Genomic DNA, 19,381 nt, shown 5'->3' on the forward strand with positions numbered 1-19,381 from the left:
AAATTTCCTTCTTAAAAGTAGAAAAGCACCTATGCTATTTTTCGCACAGGCGCTCTCTTTATATCGATCCTAATTCGTGATACCGAACCTTGATTAGTAGACGATCTCTACACGGCGATTTTGTGCCCATGCACGCTCATCATATCCTGAGACTGCTGGCATCTCCTTACCGTAACTACGTACTTTAATCTGATTAGGATTTGCTCCCGATTGAAGTAAAAGATCTCTTACGCTTAGTGCCCGACGCTCACCTAAGCCCATATTATACTCATGAGATCCTCGGTCATCAGTATGCCCTTCCAACCAAACGCCACGATTAGGATTTGCTTTTAACTCTTGTCCATGCGCTCGAACAACATCATAAGATTCACGACGTAGACGATCTGAATCGAAATCAAAATAGATAATTCGATCCGCCGTTCCACGCTTACCATAGTCAGCATCATAATAGGTACTTGCAGGTCCTTGCCCTTCACCATAGCCATAACCTACGCCTCCAGGGCCACCTGTCCCCCCGACACCGCCAGCACCACCGGTAGAGCTACAAGCTGCAACCACAACCCCCAATAGCGCTATGGAGATACCTCTCATCATTAACTTACGCATTTTAAACCCTCTTGAAATCTATGTAGTAGTAAATCTTTTATTGTTATCTATCGAACATTAGGCGACCAGCTTGGCTTGCGAACATCGGTTCCAATTCCATAGAATCGTTGCTCAACATTACCATCTGTCGAGATAATTTTGAGTCCGCCACGGCCATCTGAATAGAGAATCATATGACTATTACCAGAAAAGCTAGGCGCCTCATCCTTACCACCATTTGTTAATCGTTTAACATTACCCGTCGTTAAATCCATCACCGCAATCCCAAAGCCTTGTCCCGGATTGCGTTGCATCATCGCTAAATGTTTACCATCTGCTGAAATTGTCGCATTAGCATTATAGTTTCCTGTATTAGAGATGCGTACGGGTGTACCACCATTTTCAGGCATTCTATAAATTTGGGGAGTACCCCCACGATCAGAGGTAAAGTAGATCATTCTATCTGGACCCCATGCCGGCTCTGTATCGATACTTGGACTATTTGTTAAACGGGTCAAATTACTACCATCAATATTAGCTGTATAGATCTCTGGATTACCATCTCGCGAAAGTGTAAATGCTAGACGTGTACCATCCGGTGACCAAGTCGGTGCTGAGTTAATTCCCGGCTCACTAATCACCACGTGACGCTTCCCACTATAGAGATCTTGCACCATAATCTGATTACGCTTCTTCTCAAAAGAGGCATAAGCAATCTTACGCCCATCGGGAGACCATGTTGGCGATAAAATCGGTTCATTCGACTCTAAAATCACCTGTGGATAAGCACCATCGGCATCAGCAACCACAAGAGAAAAGTTACGGTTATTGCGTGAAACATAAGCAACTTTTGAACTAAAAGATCCAGGAACGCCCGTAATCGCTTCATAAATAAAGTCAGCGACTTTATGTGCTACGGCTCGCTGCCCCTTCTCATCATTCACATATTGAAAATCACGACTTGCACGAACACTCTTTGTAAAAGTATCGCCAACCTCAACATGCAACATATTTCCTTTCGGTGTTAAGATCGCAATAAAGTTGATGCCGGCTGCGCGCCAAATCCCGCTATCTGCCTGACCAACATTATTGAGCTGTTCCGGCACAGCAAGCCCTACTTTAGGGATAAAGCGTCCAGAACGATGAAGGTCATTGATCACCACCTCTAAAAATTTTTGATTGTTTGTCGCATGATCGACAATCGCAATAGGATAAGCCTGACTTGAGGCCTTAACAATCTCTAACTTCACTTGCGCATGAAGCGGAGCTATTGCCACTAATGAGAAAACCATCAGCAGTAGTAACTGTCGCGCTCTTATAATTAAGTTTTTACTCATCTCACACCTCTGTTATCTTTCTGTTAGCTCTACTCTTTCAGCGCCCAAATACCTGGGAGATTACGCCAATATTCATGATAATCCATACCGCAACCAAAGATATAACGATCGGGAACATCAACACCGATATAATTAACTTTAAAATCTTTCGGTTTACGCTCGTGAACCTTATTCACCAATGCCGCCGTATAAACTACTTGCGCACCCATATTTTCAATCACAGAAACAATCTCTTTTAGAGTTGTCCCTTCATCAAAAATATCCTCAATTAATAACACAACACGATCTTTCACATCAACGGATGGTTTAACTTTCCACTCAAGTGTCGCGCCTTCAATATCACCGTTATATCTTGTTGCATGAAGATAACCGATCTGAAAGGGGAAATTTAAACGAGTTAAAAGTTGTCCTGCGGGAATAAGTGCCCCATTCATCACCACTAACACTAATGGATCTGAAAGCTCTAAATCATAGGTGATCGCACGACCCATCGCATCATAAGCGTCCTGAATTTCTGAAGCTAAGATAATCTCTTCCGATTTAGCAATAATATCTTGCGCCTCTTCAAACGTAATTGACATACCAATCCTTGAGTAAATAAAAAATGAATGACGTAATTATACCAAATTACCTCTTTTTTAAATCTTAAATTGTGTTAAAAGCTCGGTAATGGTTGACTCATCCTCAGCCACTTCTAATGACTTGAGATGTTCGATCATCGGGTGAAGAAGTCGGTTAGTCAGCTGAATTGCCATCTTCTCAATTAACTCAGCATCAAATTCATTATCTAATTGATTAAAGAGTCGATGAATTGCTTCATCTCGTTCTCTATTTGCGTAAGTGACTATTGATTGTACAGAGTGACCTATTTCTGCGATTTTATACCATTCACACCAACGTACAAGCCCTTTCTCAATATATTGTTCAGCAAGTATTGCTGCCTCTTCCCTAGCTCGTTGATTACTCTCAACTATCTCGTTAAGATCATCAACTGTATAGAGATAAGTATTGGAAAGTTTATCAATTTCAGGAGAGATATCACGCGGTACTGCCAGATCAATCAACAATATTGGGCGATTTTTACGCACTTTCAATGCCGCTTTTGTCATCTCTTTTGTAATTAAAGCCTCTTGTGCCGCCGTTGAAGCAACAACAATATCCGCTGCCGGCAAAAGCTCCGGCAATCGATCTAAACCGTGCGCTTTCGCTTCAACACCAAGCTCTTCTATCATCAGCTCTGCTCTCTCAACACGGCGATTAGCGATCGTAATCTTGCGTACACCTGCTTCAATAAGGTGCCGCGCTACTAACTCTATCGTCTCCCCTGCCCCTACAAGAAGGACATGGTGATGCTCTAACCCATCAAAGATATTTCGCGCTAACTGCACAGCAGAGAAGGCAACAGAAACTGCAAATGCGCCAATATTGGTCTCAGTTCGAATCTCTTTTGCCACATTAAAACTCATCTGTAGAGCTCGCTGAAGATACTTTTTAGCCATCCCATATTTGCTTGCCAAGGTGAGCGCATCTTTTAACTGCCCCATAATTTGAGGCTCACCTAGAATAAGAGATTCTAAACCTGCTGCAACTCGAAAAATATAAGCCGCAGCATCATTCCCTTCAATTTGATAGAGATGTGATTTTGCTGTTTTAGCATCTAGCTCTGAGTACTTTGCCCAGATCTCACAAAATGCCTCTACCGATATAGAGAGCTGATAAAAATAGAACTCAGTTCGATTGCACGTCGACAACACAACAACTTCACTTGCTAATCGGCTACTCTTCGCCATCTCTAAAAATGCCCTAATATTTTCCGGCACTAATGTTGCGCGCTCTCGAATTTCTACCGAAGCAGTCTTATGTCCTATCCCTAATACTAATAAACTCATGAGCTATTAAAATCCAATCTATCCTCAAATATAATAATCGCCCAAATCATACCAAAATTCAGGAGATTACGCATTGAGATCTACCCTTTATATAAATAGCGTCTCTGCTCTTAATCTCTATTTTTTAAAATAATTATTTCGATGTGCAAAGACCCTTCCAAGCCATCTACTGCTCTAATTTCTGCCAGAGTAAGAAAGAACAAAACTCGACAAGTCCAACTGATGCCTTGCGAGTTTTGATAACTAACTTTCTCTTTTTCTGCTCTAGATCAACGTTATCTCATCTGATAACTCTCTAACCTATCTCAACTTACCCCAACTTATCCCAATTTATCGATTCAGATCACTCTATCGATCGATTATTTCAAACCATTTGAGATGTTCGAGTTACTAAAGTTACTCGAGTTATTGGCGTTATTGAAGTTATTCGAGTTATTTAAGATCGCACCAATCTAATATCGTTCTATCTGTTTCATCTATTCTATCAATCATCCACCAATAGTTATCTCCACAACATATCCCTACAGTGGGGAAATGGGCCTTAATGGTTTGATTCAATTTTTACTGTTTATTTTTACTGTTTACTATTCTATCACTTCAATCGCCTAAATTTTATCACTTAATCAGTCTCAATAGTAATAGGGGGCATAAGGTCCAAATCCAAAACCCCAATTAGGACGATAAAAGCCGAAACCGATTGCGGGGCTATTGAAGAAGGGTTCATCGTAATAGATCTCCCTTTTAGGATCTCGCCAAAACTGATAATCGATGGCATCCATCGTAATCACGCGAACACGCTCCCCCGCTAGAGAGATCTCCTCTGCCGATTTAATCACACCTACAGCAGTAAGATAATCACCAGGAGAGTAGCCTCGTACAGAGATGCCACCGGGGATATCCACAATCAAACGATTATTATCCATCTCCCCATTTCGAAGAGGATAACCATCTCTATTGAGCTCATAACGGACTAACTCTATACGGGTCCCTAGTGCAGGCTGATTCATTGTGATAATCATTCCACCTAAGATAACCTCTTTGCCGATCAATTCCTGATTACTCATCATATCGACCTGATAATCACCATAAGCATTAGGATTATTTGTAGAGATATTTCCGCCACCTAATGAAGCACAACCCACCACAACAAGAGCCATCATATAGAGGATGCCCATTTTTAGTAACTTCTTCATCTTTACTCCTTCTCGCTTCAGAAGCGATCTCTTTCCATCAGCCATTTTCGATCGCTGGCATTCCACCACTCACGACTCATAGTTCATGATTCAATTGTTGATCATCAATCAAGGGTTGGTCAAAATTAGTCAAGACCCATCTCTAAGATTAATCAAAGATCTTCAAGCGATCCCACTTCGCATCAACCTTCGCTACAATTTCAGGATCTTGAACAATGGGGATTCCCCACTCTCTGTCGGTCTCTCCTTCCCATTTATTGGTAGCATCGAGCCCCATCTTCGAACCCAATCCAGAAATGGGAGAGGCAAAATCGAGATAATCGATCGGGGTATTATCTACCATCACGGTATCTCTCGATGGGTCCATTCGCGTGGTAATCGCCCAGATCACATCTTGCCAATTACGACAATTGACATCCTCATCGACAATCACAATAAACTTGGTATACATAAATTGTCGCAGATAGGACCAGATTCCTAACATAATTCGTTTTGCATGCCCAGGATACTGCTTCTTAATAGAAACGACAGCCATCCGATAAGAGCATCCCTCCGGTGGAAGATAAAAATCGACAATCTCTGGAAATTGTTTACGTAAAATAGGGACAAAGACCTCATTGAGTGCAACCCCCAAAACTGCCGGCTCATCAGGTGGTCTTCCTGTATAGGTCGAATGGTAGATCGGGTTGACTCTCGTTGTCATTCTCTCAACAGTAAAGACAGGGAAAAAATCGGTCTCATTATAGTAGCCCGTATGATCTCCATAAGGTCCCTCTTCCGCCATATCATCTGGATAGATATAACCCTCCAGGATAATCTCTGCTGATGCCGGCACAGAGAGTTCAGGATGAAGTGTTGCACGCGCAATAGCAGTTCTTTTTCCGCGCAAAAGTCCAGCAAAAGCATATTCTGAAAGAGCATCAGGAACCGGTGTCACTGCACCTAAAATCGTTGCAGGATCTGCCCCTAAGGCCACGACAACAGGGAAGGGTTTTCCAGGATTTTTGAGCTGAAAATCACGATAATCGAGGGCACCACCACGATGAGCTAGCCAGCGCATAATAAGTCGGTTTTTGCCAATCACCTGTTGACGATAGATTCCTAAGTTTTGTCTTCGCTTCGAGGGGCCTTTAGTAATGGTTAATCCCCAAGTGACTAAGGGAGCTGCATCCCCTGGCCAACAGTGCTGAATCGGCATTGCTGTCAGATCGATCTCCCCTTTTTCATAAATGACCTCCTGACAGAGTGGTTTTTTCACCCGCTTAGGCCGCATCGACAAGATCTGTTTAAATTGTGGTAGTTTCTGCCAAGCATCTTTGAGATTTTCCGGTGCTTCTGGTTCTTTAAGAAAAGCCAAGAACTCCCCAACTTCCCGCAACTTCTCTACCGACTCTTGTCCCATACCAAAAGCAACACGCTCCGGCGTTCCAAAAAGGTTGGTTAAGACAGGCATATCAAAACCCTTAGGATTTTCAAACAGAAGCGCCGGCCCCTCTCTTCTTAAGGTCCGATCACTGATTTCGGTCATCTCTAAGTAGGGATCGATCTCTTCTGTAATTCGCTTAAGCTCACCACGCGCCTCTAAAAAAGCAATAAATTCCCGCAGATCCTGAAATTGCATGCACTGTTCCTATTCTTAAGTTATCGAAAGAGGCTCTATTTTAACATAGACGGCGGTGATATCCCGCTACAATCCTCTTAATACGCTTCTCGTAAGAGTCTTTCATCTCTACTTGCGCCCCTGACTTTATACTGACCTTTGCATTATATCCCTATTTCAAATGATCTTTGAGATGTTTGAAGAGCGCCTCAAAAAAAATCGGTATAATGCAAAATTCCATTCATCCCTGATTTCCATTCATTCCTAAAATAGGAGCAAGAGCATCTATGCGCCTTCTGAGTAAAATTATCTTAATTGCCCTCGGCTTTATTCTAATTAACTACCCCTTTATTGAGGGAAAAGCTTACTACTATATCTCAATTGAACGCCCAGATCGGCTCATTCGCCATCTCTTAACAGCACTCTTTGCACTCACAATTGTTGAGCTCTTTGCTTTTACCAAAATGCGCTATCGCATCCCCCTCTACCTCCTCTTTCTCTTTGGCTCTATGACCTATCTGATCTACTATTTTTCAGCAGGGAGTGAGCCGGATTATGAGGATTTTCGTACTCTAATGGATGCACGCGTCATGATTAAAGATGCTGCTTTAGGCTATCAGAATGCTATATTTATGGCGATTCTCTACCATCTTCCTATCACGATCGGCATCTTTCTCTTTCCAAAGCTCTATATGGGTTGGAAGGGAACAACAACAGCCATCGCACTCTATCTTATCGCGCTTGCCGGCATGTTAATGATCATCTACAACAAAAGTGGAAAAGGAACCAATGGACGCGCTTCCTACATTACACCTGTAGCACAAGTAGTAACTTTCACCTACCTTAACTATCTGCGTGCAGATAGTGCCAGTTTCGATTTCTATCCCCGAGAAGCACCTACAACAGCTGATCTTACACACCCTAAAGCACGCAACATTATTGTCGTGATGGATGAGTCGATCCGTGGTGATATGGTCTCTCTTGATAATCACTCCGGCACAACACCCGCGCTGACCACGTTTGCGCCAGACACTGTTTATGACTTTGGTCTAATCGCTTCCTTTTCAAACTGTAGCGATACATCCAATCTTGCCGCCCGAAAACTTCCCCGCCTCAATAAAGAACCGAGTGATCTCTTTTTAGATAATACGACCGTTTGGGATCTTGCTGAAATTGCCGGCTTTAAGCCTTATGTTATCGATGCACAACATAATGCCTCTGGACATAACTTTTATACCGATAAAGAGTTAGAGAATGTCGTTAATATCCCTGCATCACAACTCAAAAATGATGGTGAAGTGATCGATATTATTGCCGATATCTTTGCAGAAAGTGAGACACCTACCTTTATTTATGCCGGGCTTAAAGGCTCACACTTCCCCTTTCAAAACACCGGTTTTCCAACACCTTTTGAGCCGGCAATGAAGAATACAGTCCTTGCAGATGCCACCTCGGAAGAGGCTCTCAATTCTTACAAAAACCTTATTTTGGCAAACACAAATCAATTTTTTGTAAAGCTAAAAGCACTACTCGAAACATACCCCGATACCATTGTGATCTACACATCTGATCATGGGCAAGATCTCTCCGACCCTAAAAATAAGAAGACCCATTGCGATGCAAAAACAACCTCAATGGAGGAAGGAATCGTTCCACTACTCCTCTTTGCTGATCAATCTGTCATAGAGAGCCCTTTTATTGAGCAATTTAAGGAGAATCCCGGCATTACTAATCAGATGATTATGGCACCAATGGTGATGGATTTTATGGGATATCAACCTGCCGTTATCGAACAATTTACAGAGTATCCAACACTACTCAACCGTAAAGGAAAAGAGATCGGCTTTATCTATAAACGGCCGATCCCCCACTTTAGAAGTGAGATTGAACGCTTCGATATTACGCCGGAAGATCTCCAATATTTCCGAGAACATGGGCGATCTGATAAGCAACTAGAATATAACTTCTTTGCAGATTAATAATAGGGAGCAATAAAACGATCTATCAAAGAAATCAGTCAAAATGAAGCCAATGTAATTCATCATACAATTCATAATAGAATTCATAATAGAATTAGAATTTGTAAGATATGATGCGTTACATTGGCTTTTTGGTAGCTATCAATAGCTAAATTCAACAATAAAACTTCCTATAGAGAGCTGTTCTCTTTCACTACCCGCCTAGCTCATCTTCAAACTCTTCATCCGTTATTCGCTGATAACGACGATAAAACATAATACTGACAGGAATTGCCAAAAGGACTGTAGCGATAGGCATCGTTAACCAGACGCCATCTAATCCCCAATACTTTGGAAGAATATAAAGGAATGGGACTTGGAGTATCAAGTTCCCAATGGAGATAACCAGCGCCTTCTGCCCTTCACCAATTGCTTGGAAAAACATTGTTGCTGTCACAAAAAGCCCATCTAAAAAGAGGACAGCTAGATGCAATCTTAAAGCGTAAGCTGTCACCTCTGTCAGCTGTGGATCATCGGTGAACCAGCTTGTAAAAAAGTGGGGAAAGATCAATAAAAAAGCGGTAATAATGATCCCGATTCCTAGCCCTACATAGACCATTAGACGCGTAACGTAACGGGTCGACATCACCCGCTCTTCCCCATAAAATCGACTAATTAAGGGCTGTGCACCATTAGCAACCCCCTCTACAGCAAAATAGTAGATCGTCAAAAGATAACCGGCGATTGTATAGGCTGAAACGGCAACAGTCCCACCATAAAGTACCAAAGCCTTATGATGCAATGTCATGATAAAGCCGATATAGATAAAGGTAAAAAAGGCGGAGCTACCGGTTAAGAGAATATTGCCTAGCAACCTCAAATCGGGCTTAAAATCAGAAAGCTTTAATCGTTCTTCACTCTGTTTTAAAACGTAATAGCCCCCTAAAGTCATCGCCACTAATTCCCCACCAATACTCGCTAAAGCCGCACCTAAAATGCCGATCTTAAAGTAGGAGATAAGGAGAAATGAGAGAAGAATATTGACGGCCACCCCAGCTGCAATATAACCCGTTGCTCGTAGAGGAGTTCCCACGTTTCGAACAATAAAGGGCATCGCTAAACTACCGATAACAAAAGGCGCCGCAAAAGAGAAGGTACGAATAAAGAGGATCGACATCTCTGCCGTATCTCCAGAAACACCTAACACACTCACTAGCCAAGGAGCCAGCGTATAGAGCGTCACCCCAATCAAGATGCCGGGAACAAATTGTAGAAAGAGAGCCTGCCCCAATATTTTCCGGGCTTTTTGATCCTCCTCTTCCCCCTTGGCAATAGAGTAGAGGCTTCCGATCCCGACCCCAACTAAAAAACCAAACCCCAAGAGGAGGGTAATATATGACCAACCAATATTGACAGCAGCTAACCCATCAACACCGATAAAATGTCCTACAAAGAAACCATCAACTATCTGATAGGTTCCACTAATAAACATCGCAAGCACAGTAGGAATCACATAACTTGCAAAAAGTTTAATTACAAGAAGATTATAACGGCGCACAAAAACCTCAAGGTAGCTGATAATAGCTCTAGTTTACTCTGCTTTTTGAAAAAAATGATAGTGAAAAATAAAATATAGATAAAATAGAGATGAATTATTATTTTAGAGCTTTTTCTACCCAATATAATCCCTCATAATTCTCTACCAACAGCCTTAAGTAACATGTTAAAACATTGCCATAAAGGTATGATATGGTAGAGCTCTAATTTTTTGACAACCCGACTTCTTGCAATAAAGGTGTAAAATGCTTGATTTTGATAAAGTTTGGTCACTCTATGATACTCATTACAATCATGACCGACTCTTTCCTGAAAGTGATGCTCCCATCAAAGCAGCGGAGCAAATCGACTCCCTTCTTGCGATCAAGGAGCAGTTTGATATCTTGTTACTCGATGGCTTTGGGGTACTCAACGTGGGAGGCACTGCCGTTCCTCACATGCCCGATACTATCAAGGCCTTACAGAGTGAAGGAAAAGAGGCTTTTATCCTCACAAATGGTGCATCTTATCCCACCGACGTGCGAGCTAAAATGTATCCCCCTTTAGGATATGATATTCCGGCATCCCACATTATCTCCTCTCGAGATGCTGTAGAGCTTGAACTTCCCCACTTTGAATTAACACGTGCCGGTGGCACTTGGGGTGTGATTGTGGGCGATGGCGCTTTTATTGAGCGAATGCCGGCAAATACTGTACTTCTCTCAAAAGAGAATATCGATCGTGTGGATGGCTTTATCTTTCTTGCAACGAGCTATTGGAATCAAAAATGGCAAGATCTTCTCACCATCTCTCTCATTAAGCGTCGCCGTCCAGTGATCATTGGAAACCCTGATATTAGCGCACCGCTAGAGACCTCATTTTCAGTGGAGCCGGGTTATTATGCAATTGAACTTCTTAAGATGATCCCTGACCTTGAGATCACCTATTGTGGCAAACCGTTCCAGAATAGCTATAGAGCCGCTTTTAATAAAATTGAAGAGGTGGTTGGAGCGTTTGAGCCAAGTCGCGTCTTAATGGTGGGAGATACACTCCATACCGATATCTTAGGTGGAAATGAAGCAGGCTGTAAAACCCTGCTCAAAGCAGATTGGGGCTTTCTTCGAGGGCGTGATCCAAAACCTTATATTGAAGCATCCAAAATTTATCCCGATTTCATCATCAAAAATAGATAGTCGAAAGAAAAAGGCTTCTCGATTTAAATATCGGGAAGCCCTTTAACGTCTTTAAATTCTTTAAAGTCTTTGAACTCTTTAAAATTCCAACAGAACTAATATCGCTAACATCTTTAAAGTCTGCTCACTACCAAGTAAGATCAATGCCCGCTTGACGCAAGAAACGTCGCTCACTTGATAGATCTTCTTGAAAGAGAGGATGCTCTTTTAACCAATTCTCCTCAAAATGGAGTTCAATCTCCTTATCTGACACAATAATCTCTACCGTCGGTGATTCTTGTAAATAACGACCGCGGTTAAAGAGGACCGAAACACGAAGCAGAAGTGTCACCTTCAACAGATATTCGGGAAGGCCAATAAAATCATCAAGATCTATTTTTCGTTGATGATTGCGAATAATAGTGGCTAAAATTCGCTGATCTTGCTTACTAAAACCATCTAAATCGGCATGCTCAACAAGATAGGCAGAGTGACGAAAGTGACGATGATGGGAGATCGACAAACCGATCTCATGAAGATAAGAGGCCCATTTAAGGTAACGGAGCGCCTCCTCATTGAGAGTAATCTTCTCTCCTTCTCGATTCTTCAACATCTTTGCTAATTTGAGACTACTGATAGCAACCCGGCGCGCTTGCCCTTCATCAGCCCCCAATCGAGTAATAAGACTATTGATGGTCTCATCTCGACGATCTTTCTGTTGGACTCGCCCTAAAAGATCAAAAAGAATCCCCTCTCGCAATGCCACATTTGTCACAGCCATCTGCTTAATCGAAAGAATTTTAAAAGCCGCCTGTAAAATCACTAAACCGGCACCGATTACATCTGCCCGCAATTCACTAATATCGAAAAATTTAGCAATCTTCTTAACAGATCTTAAAGCGATAAACTTACGCACAAGCCTTTTAAGTGCTTCTCTTGTAATCACCTCATCCTCAAAACCTAAATAGGTGATCAAGGTCCCAATTGTTTTAATAGTGCCAGATGTCCCAATAAAATAAGCATCTTTGTACGGTATAAGGTAACGGAGCGATTGCAATTCCGACTCAATATAGATCAGCGCCTGCTCATATCCCTGCTGAGTAAAAGCTCTGTCAGGAAAGAAACGGCGAGTCATATTGACACAGCCCACATCACGGCTATAAGCCGATTTAATACTATTCTGATGACCTAAGATAAATTCGGTACTTCCCCCACCAATATCCATCACAAAAAGATCTTGATTCTCAACATGCACATATTGAGAAACGCCCAGATAGATCAGACGCGCCTCTTCTCGACCAGAGATGATATCAATAGGTAGACCTAAAGCCGCTTCCGCCTCTTTAATAAAATGAGGATCTTTCATCTTTCGAAGCGTTAACGTCCCCACAGCCCGGCAATTTTGAGGAGCAATATTGACTAAACGCTCTCGAAACATCCGTAGACAGTGAAGTGCCCGCTCTCTGACAACAGGATCAATGCCACCACCATCGAGTAGACCATATCCTAACTGCACCATCTCCTTAATGCGATCGACCACCATGATTCTGCCGTGATCTTCCTGCATTACTGCCATATGAAAACTGTTCGAGCCTAAATCAATAACAGCATAGATATTCTCTTTCATGCCTACTCCATTAATCCATTAGCTATCTATTTTAGAGCGCCATCCTCTAACGTCGTTCAGCTAAATAGTTACTTAAACGGACAAAATCTTCGATCTCTAAATTTTCTGCCCGAATTTTAGGATCAATATCGAGTGCTTCAATCTCTGCCTCACTCATCAATCCTTTTAAGTTATTACGTAACATCTTTCTTTTCATAGCAAAAGCGGCCTTTACTACATCAAAAAAGAGCGCATCACTCTTAATGCCGTAAGGATTTCCCTGATAAGGAATCAATCGTACAAATTGACTCATCACCTTCGGTGCAGGATCAAATGCATGAGGGGGGATCTCCAAAAGTGGGACGACCTCACAATAGCGTTGTACCATAATAGAGAGCCGGCCAAATGCTGATTCTCCTGGTTGAGCCGCCATGCGGTCAATCACCTCTTTTTGAAGCATAAAGTGCATATCTTCGATCAACTCAACATGGGCAAGTAGATGAAAGATAATAGGTGTTGAGATGTTATAGGGAAGATTTCCAACAACACGAAGTTTCTTTCCTTCGTCACACAACTGAGCTAAATCAACTTGTAACACATCTTGGTTAATAACCGTCAAACCTCGTAATGACTCTAGATAAGCGATGAGATCACGATCTAGCTCAATCACGGTCATCTCTTTTGCGGCGGCAAGAAGTGGACGCGTCATCGCACCAAGACCAGGCCCTATCTCAACCACTCTGTCGCCAGGCAGTGGCATGATGGCATCTACAATTTGAAAGATAATGCTCTCATCTACCAAAAAGTTTTGGCCAAATCGTTTCCGGGCTTTATGTTGTGGTTTATTCATCTCTTATAACCTTTATTTTATCTCTACTATCAATCTCAATCTCAATCTCAATCTCAATCTTGAGCATGATGTTAACTTTTATAATACTTACCAAGGCTGAGAGCGCTTACGATTCTTACAATTTAAAAAAGAAGACTTTACAAAACAGATAGCGCCCTTACTCGCCCCTGACCTCTTCTATTGTATCCTACTCTCTCGCTCTATTTTAAAGGGTTATCCCTATTCTGACTATAAAAAAGAGCTCCGGTACCCTTCTCTGGATTATCGGAGCTCTCTCTTATGATCTTTTTTATGACCTTTCTTATGATTTTTGTCTATTGCTTTGTTGGCGTTCCCACATGCTTCTCAATATGGACATCCGACAACATTCTATTGAGCCACTCATCAAAAGTATCGCCCGCTTTCTTACGGAAATAGAATTCACGCGCAACATTACGAATGGTCTCATCATCTTGGAAACCTTTACGACGCTCTTCTACCTTAATAAGGTGGTAACCATATGGCGTTCTTACAGGTTGACTAATTTCACCAATCGGAAGCGTCATCATTGTCTTCTCAAAAGTAGGTGCTAATTGGCCAACACCCACCCAACCTAAATCACCATCTTGCGCTGCAGAGAAGGGATCTTGTGAATTTGCACGAGCGATATCTTCAAATGTCCCATCTCCAGAGATAATACGATCTCTAAGACGATTCGCTTCCTGTAACGCTTTCTCTTCCGACTTATCTTTATTCACAGCAACTAAAATATGACTCACTTTATGTTGAGGCACATCTGCACGCATCATCTCCTCTTTAAGACGCTTAAATTCCGCTGTCTTCATATAGAGATCGAGCTCTTTTTCTGTAATATTGACCCCTTGGATCACCTGATTTTGTAAACGTGATGCTAACATCTGCCCACGAATATTTTCACGATATTGATTAAAGTCCATTCCTTGATAAGCAATATACTCTTTTAAGGTTGCAACATCTGTACCATTTCGCGCGGCAATATCCATAATTGCGGCATCAACTTCATTATTTTGAACATAAAGTCCGAGTTGTTTTGCAAATTGATCCTGAAATTTGCTCGTAATTAAGACACGAGCAACATGATCTTCGAGCTCTGTTCCACTCATTCTTTGATTCGGTGGCAGATAGGCCATCTCTTGCTTTGCAAGATCTAATTCCCGCTGCCAATCAGATAATGTGATAATGTCATTGTTGATCACTATCGCGATACCATCAACGGTTCCAAGACGCGCCATCGCACTTGGAAGGGATATAAACAATAAAGCTATCAAAGATAAAATACGCAGTTTCATAAAGGCTCACTTCTGAAAAATTCAATGAGTTATATCGATCTATTGCCTCTCTAAAGAGTCATCTCAACACTTGTGTAAACAGAAGAATTTTACCACCTTAATGCAATTATCGCTAAGATATAATAAAATTAGCCTTAGCAAAAATTTTATAGATCTAGGTTTTGGAAATAATGTCAAACGAAAATAATACACAACTAGAAGCATCGGCTCCACAAGAAGAGGTTCACCTCTCGCCGCAAGAAGCTCGTCAAAAACGTATCGAAATCTCACAACAGCTTCTCCAGAAGTTATCAGAAGAGTTTCCGAATATCTTTCCTAAGCCCAAGGATGGTCGTCCTGTAGCATTAGCGATCGGTATTCACAAGCAACTCATTCCGATCGTCACTGAATGGGGTTTTAGTGCGGTTAACCTTCGCTCTGCTCTCTCTTGGTATACCAAGCAGCTTCGTTATCAACAAGCAGTTGTCCATGCACCTCATAGAACGAATCTTGATGGTACAGAAGCAGAAGCAATTGATGATGAACATCGTGCTCTTGCTAAAGAGAATGTTGAAAAAATTCAAGCGCTTCTTGCAAAGAAAAACCCTGAAAGAGCCAAAAAACGAGCTGAAAAACAGGCGCAAAAAGCACCTAAAAACCGTAAGCCAAAAGCAGCAAAATCATCTGCATCTGCTCCTAAAAGAGCAGCTGAAAAAGCACCTCAGCAGACGCTCGACGAGAAGATGCAATCACTCCTCAATAAATTCAATCAATAACACGAAGATTGCAAGAGTAGTATTCAAGAGTAGTATTAGATTCATCACGATTCTATTGAGTACATATCCTATCAATATGATATGTACTCAAGATCGAAGGACTAATGACTACTCTCTCTTTTTTCTCTCGTATCTATCTCCCGTGTCTATTTTAATAGAGTAAACGTAAAATAACGTATGAAACAGATTCCTATCCGTATTATTAAACAGGCCCTTCAACAGGTTGCAGAAAATGAGCAGGTCGAGATCGATCTCGCACTCGCTGATAAGAGCGTTGAGAGAACTCGCGATCTTAGCCATGGTGACTTTGCAAGTAATATTGCAATGATGTCTGCTCGCGCCTTTAAGAGCAATCCTCGTGCATTAGCTGAAAAAATGGTCGATGCAATCGGAGAGCAGCCTGAAATTGAAAAGATTGAGATCGCAGGTCCTGGCTTTCTTAACTTTACCTTCAAACCCGAGGTCTACCATCACGAGCTACAAAATGTTCTTACCAAAAGAGCACAATATGGGCATAACGAGAGTGGCGATCGGGAAAAAGTACAGATTGAATTTGTTTCTGCAAATCCCACAGGCCCCCTCCATGTCGGCCATGGTCGAGGCGCGGCAGTAGGCGACTCTATCGCCCGCTTACTTGAGGCAAATGGCTTCGATGTTACACGTGAATTTTACTACAACGATGCCGGCGCTCAGATCGATAATCTTGCCGCTTCAGTCAAAGCGCGCATTGACGGTAAAACCCCTGAAGATAAGGGCTGGCCTGAAGATGGTTATCGCGGGGAATATATTATCGATATCGCAAAGAGCTATCTAGCAAAAGAGAGCGTTGCAGCGGATGATCGCGAAATCACCGCATCGGGTGATCCTGAAGATCTAGAGAATATCCGTAACTTTGCCGTTGCCTATCTTCGCCGGGAGCAAGATCTAGACCTTAAAGCGTTCGACATCAATTTCGATGTCTACTACCTAGAGTCCTCTCTCTATAAAGATGGCTCTGTTGATCGCGTTGTTGAGCGATTAATTGAGAAAGGAGTCACCTATGAAGAGGAGGGAGCGCTCTGGTTAAAGACAACAGAATATGGCGATGATAAAGATCGCGTTATGCGCAAAAAAGAGGGTGGATATACCTATTTTGTCCCGGATGTTGCTTACCATGAGAAAAAATGGGAACGTGGCTTCCGCTTTGTCATTAATGAACAAGGTGCAGATCATCACGGCACAATCTCTCGTGTAAGAGCGGGGCTTCAAGCTCTTGATATCGGTATTCCTCAAGGATGGCCGGAATATATCCTTCATCAAATGGTGATGGTATTGAGAGATGGTAAAGAGGTAAAAATCTCCAAACGTGCTGGATCTTACGTCACATTACGTGATCTGATCGATGAGGTCGGAAAAGATGCAACACGCTACTTCTTAGCGGCACGTAATCCTGATTCTCAACTTCAATTTGATATCGATCTTGCGCTCTCTCAATCGAGCGATAATCCGGTCTACTATATTCAATATGCACATGCTCGTATCTGCTCAATCTTGGCAGAAAGAGAGAAGCGCGATCACAATTTTGATGCAGAATTTGCGGCAAAACATCTCTCTCTACTAACAGCTACCGCTGAATATCGCTTAATGCGTACCCTCTCTAGCTTTGGAGAGATGGTTGCAACTGCCGGTAGAAATCGAGCACCTCATCTGATCGCAAATTATCTCCAAGAGCTCGCGGCAGATGTTCATAGCTATTACAATGCAAAAGATGAATCTGGAAATGCCATTCGTATCTTAACTGATAATGAGTCAGAAAAAGGGCTACAAGATGCCAAGCTCTATCTCTTGATGGCTGCGAAACAAGTTCTTGCAAATGGATTAACACTATTAGGTCTCTCGGCACCAACAAAGATGTAATAATAAAGATGTAATATAACGTTGTAACTTCAATCCTAAGTGATGCGCAAAGTATGCCAAAAATAGATCAAGTACAGATAAAAGGACAATGGAGAAGAGTTAAATCTTTTCTCCGCTTCTTCCGTAGAACTCCCACTCGAGGGGAGTTCATTGTCTATGTGATCATTGTTGCTGCAGTGATCGCGATCTCCCTCTTTTTTGCCCATCATGCAGAAAAAAAAGCAGCAGAGAAAGAGGCGCGACGCATCGCACAAGAAGAGCGAGCATTAGCGCGGGAGCTTGAGAAGCAAAAGCCCTTTTCTCCTGAAGAGATTCAGATTCCAGAATCGGAATTCTCTTTCTATGAGCAACTCGCTAATCGCTCCTTCCATATGGCAGGAGAAGAGACTATTGGCGGGCGCAACCTTAGTGAAGTGCCGATGATCCCCAAAGAGGAGAAAAAGCCTCTTAAATTTGAATTGATCAGCCAACCCTCCGGATATGAATCGGTGGATAAAGAGATCAAAAATGAGTTAGCACTTGAGTTACTCTCTGTCTCCGAATATGTTGCTCCTGAGCCAGATCGCGATCAAGGTGTTCAGAAAAAGCTACAAACCGGCAGCTTCTCCTCTACTTTTGAAGCAAATATTCATAAATCACAATTGGAGTCGATGGGGTATACGCCAACAGTCAATAAAGTCACCGTTAATGGGAAAACCGTTTACCGCGTTCAAATTGGCCCATTTAGTCCGAGAGATTTAGCACAGACAAAGCGGAACCTCGATGAACAGAGAATCCCCTTTATTGAGGTTAGACCCTAATTAATCTTCTCTCTACTACGCTTATCGCTGACAAGCGATATCGATTATAAGAAGGGATTTTTATCAAATATCAAGCTGTTATCAAACTGTTATCAGAATAATTACACTCTGATAATAGTTGATGATCTAATCATATTCATTGTCACCCAATAAATTTAAAATAACGCATAAATAGCGTATAGTGTAACAATACAATACTATTTATACTCATTACATGATTTAAGGTTTTTACTATGTCTCGTGGAATTAATAAAGTTATTCTTGTTGGTCGTCTCGGTAATGACCCTGATGTCCGTTACACTGCTGCAGGTAGCGCTGTTACCACCATCTCTGTTGCAACATCAGAGAGTTGGAAAGATCGTAATACTGGACAACAGCAAGAGCGCACCGAATGGCACCGCGTTGTCTTTTTCGGTCGCTTAGCAGAAATTGCTGGGCAATATCTTAAAAAAGGAAGCCAAGTCTATGTAGAGGGTTCTCTTCGGACTAATAAATATACCGATAAAAATGGTATTGAGCGCTACTCTACCGACATCAATGCAAATGAGCTACAGATGTTAGGCGGCGGTGGTGGCGGTGGCAATAACTTTGGAGGTCCTGCCGCATCTTCTGGTTACCAAGACTTTAATCAAGCACCGCAACAAGACACTTATGGTGGATCACAACAAGCACCTCGCCCACAACAAAACCAAGGCTATAACCAGAGCCAAAATCAAGGACAGAGTCAAGGATTTAATCAGCCCAAACAGCAAGAAAGTGGAATGGCTGACTTTGATGATTTCGATGATGATATCCCATTCTAGGCGAGACCTAAGAATAAGTAGTGCGATAATAAGCTTAAACAGCCTAGCCCTTATATGCTAGGCTTTTTCTTGTCCCCTCTTATCATCCCGTTTC

At 42.1% G+C, this 19,381-nt stretch carries 16 protein-coding genes; 6 read left to right on the forward strand and 10 right to left on the reverse strand.

Features of this window, described 5'->3' with window-relative positions; translation table 11 throughout:
• Positions 1–93: 93 nt before the first annotated feature.
• The 6 genes from B9T19_RS05770 to ubiD form a co-directional block, all read right to left on the reverse strand.
• Entirely contained in the window at positions 94–606 is a 513-nt protein-coding gene (locus B9T19_RS05770; protein ID WP_094567639.1) for an OmpA family protein, read from the reverse strand.
• A gap of 47 nt (positions 607–653) precedes the next feature.
• A complete protein-coding gene (tolB, locus tag B9T19_RS05775) occupies positions 654–1,922 on the reverse strand; it encodes a Tol-Pal system beta propeller repeat protein TolB (protein WP_094567640.1) in 1,269 nt (422 codons plus the stop codon).
• 29 nt (positions 1,923–1,951) lie between these two features.
• Positions 1,952–2,503, reverse strand: coding sequence for a hypoxanthine-guanine phosphoribosyltransferase (locus B9T19_RS05780; protein WP_094567641.1), 552 nt, complete (start codon positions 2,501–2,503; stop codon positions 1,952–1,954).
• A 57-nt stretch (positions 2,504–2,560) separates the two neighbouring features.
• Entirely contained in the window at positions 2,561–3,811 is a 1,251-nt protein-coding gene (gene hemA, locus B9T19_RS05785) for a glutamyl-tRNA reductase (RefSeq protein WP_094567642.1), read from the reverse strand.
• A gap of 629 nt (positions 3,812–4,440) precedes the next feature.
• A complete protein-coding gene (locus B9T19_RS05790) occupies positions 4,441–5,004 on the reverse strand; it encodes a Slp family lipoprotein (protein ID WP_158214360.1) in 564 nt (187 codons plus the stop codon).
• A gap of 148 nt (positions 5,005–5,152) precedes the next feature.
• A complete protein-coding gene (gene ubiD / locus B9T19_RS05795; protein WP_094567644.1) occupies positions 5,153–6,625 on the reverse strand; it encodes a 4-hydroxy-3-polyprenylbenzoate decarboxylase in 1,473 nt (490 codons plus the stop codon).
• 266 nt (positions 6,626–6,891) lie between these two features.
• Here ubiD and B9T19_RS05800 point away from each other — a divergent pair, with 266 nt between their 5' ends.
• A complete protein-coding gene (locus tag B9T19_RS05800; RefSeq protein ID WP_094567645.1) occupies positions 6,892–8,583 on the forward strand; it encodes a sulfatase-like hydrolase/transferase in 1,692 nt (563 codons plus the stop codon).
• A gap of 193 nt (positions 8,584–8,776) precedes the next feature.
• On the opposite strand, the gene B9T19_RS05805 is transcribed toward B9T19_RS05800, so the two are convergent.
• Positions 8,777–10,120, reverse strand: a complete 1,344-nt coding sequence (locus tag B9T19_RS05805; RefSeq protein ID WP_233146804.1) for an MATE family efflux transporter — start codon at positions 10,118–10,120, stop codon at positions 8,777–8,779.
• 244 nt (positions 10,121–10,364) lie between these two features.
• On the opposite strand from B9T19_RS05805, the gene B9T19_RS05810 reads away from it, so the two are divergent.
• Positions 10,365–11,291, forward strand: coding sequence for an HAD-IIA family hydrolase (locus B9T19_RS05810; RefSeq protein WP_094567646.1), 927 nt, complete (start codon positions 10,365–10,367; stop codon positions 11,289–11,291).
• A gap of 127 nt (positions 11,292–11,418) precedes the next feature.
• On the opposite strand, the gene B9T19_RS05815 is transcribed toward B9T19_RS05810, so the two are convergent.
• From B9T19_RS05815 to B9T19_RS05825, 3 genes are all read right to left on the reverse strand, one after another.
• The gene (locus B9T19_RS05815; RefSeq protein ID WP_094567647.1) at positions 11,419–12,897 is read right to left on the reverse strand and encodes a Ppx/GppA phosphatase family protein; all 1,479 of its coding nucleotides are present in this window, start codon (positions 12,895–12,897) and stop codon (positions 11,419–11,421) included.
• Positions 12,898–12,943: 46 nt separating this feature from the next.
• The gene (gene rsmA / locus B9T19_RS05820) at positions 12,944–13,726 is read right to left on the reverse strand and encodes a 16S rRNA (adenine(1518)-N(6)/adenine(1519)-N(6))-dimethyltransferase RsmA (protein ID WP_094567648.1); all 783 of its coding nucleotides are present in this window, start codon (positions 13,724–13,726) and stop codon (positions 12,944–12,946) included.
• Between the two features lie 314 nt (positions 13,727–14,040).
• Positions 14,041–15,033: a peptidylprolyl isomerase gene (locus B9T19_RS05825; RefSeq protein ID WP_094567649.1), complete on the reverse strand. Its 993-nt coding sequence runs from the start codon at positions 15,031–15,033 to the stop codon at positions 14,041–14,043.
• A gap of 170 nt (positions 15,034–15,203) precedes the next feature.
• Between B9T19_RS05825 and B9T19_RS05830 the strand changes: the two genes are divergently transcribed.
• The 4 genes from B9T19_RS05830 (at position 15,204) to B9T19_RS05845 (ending at position 19,287) form a co-directional block, all read left to right on the forward strand.
• Complete coding sequence (locus tag B9T19_RS05830; protein ID WP_094567650.1) at positions 15,204–15,788, forward strand: ProQ/FINO family protein; 585 nt, start codon at positions 15,204–15,206, stop codon at positions 15,786–15,788.
• A gap of 177 nt (positions 15,789–15,965) precedes the next feature.
• Positions 15,966–17,684, forward strand: a complete 1,719-nt coding sequence (argS, locus tag B9T19_RS05835) for an arginine--tRNA ligase (RefSeq protein ID WP_094567651.1) — start codon at positions 15,966–15,968, stop codon at positions 17,682–17,684.
• 53 nt (positions 17,685–17,737) lie between these two features.
• Positions 17,738–18,484 (forward strand): SPOR domain-containing protein, encoded by a 747-nt coding sequence (locus tag B9T19_RS05840; RefSeq protein ID WP_094567652.1) that lies wholly within the window; start codon positions 17,738–17,740, stop codon positions 18,482–18,484.
• Positions 18,485–18,717: 233 nt separating this feature from the next.
• Positions 18,718–19,287, forward strand: coding sequence for a single-stranded DNA-binding protein (locus B9T19_RS05845; protein WP_094567653.1), 570 nt, complete (start codon positions 18,718–18,720; stop codon positions 19,285–19,287).
• The last annotated feature ends 94 nt before the right edge of the window (positions 19,288–19,381 follow it).

The sequence above is a fragment of the Ignatzschineria sp. F8392 genome (assembly GCF_002252045.1).
Taxonomy (GTDB): Bacteria; Pseudomonadota; Gammaproteobacteria; order Cardiobacteriales; family Wohlfahrtiimonadaceae; genus Ignatzschineria.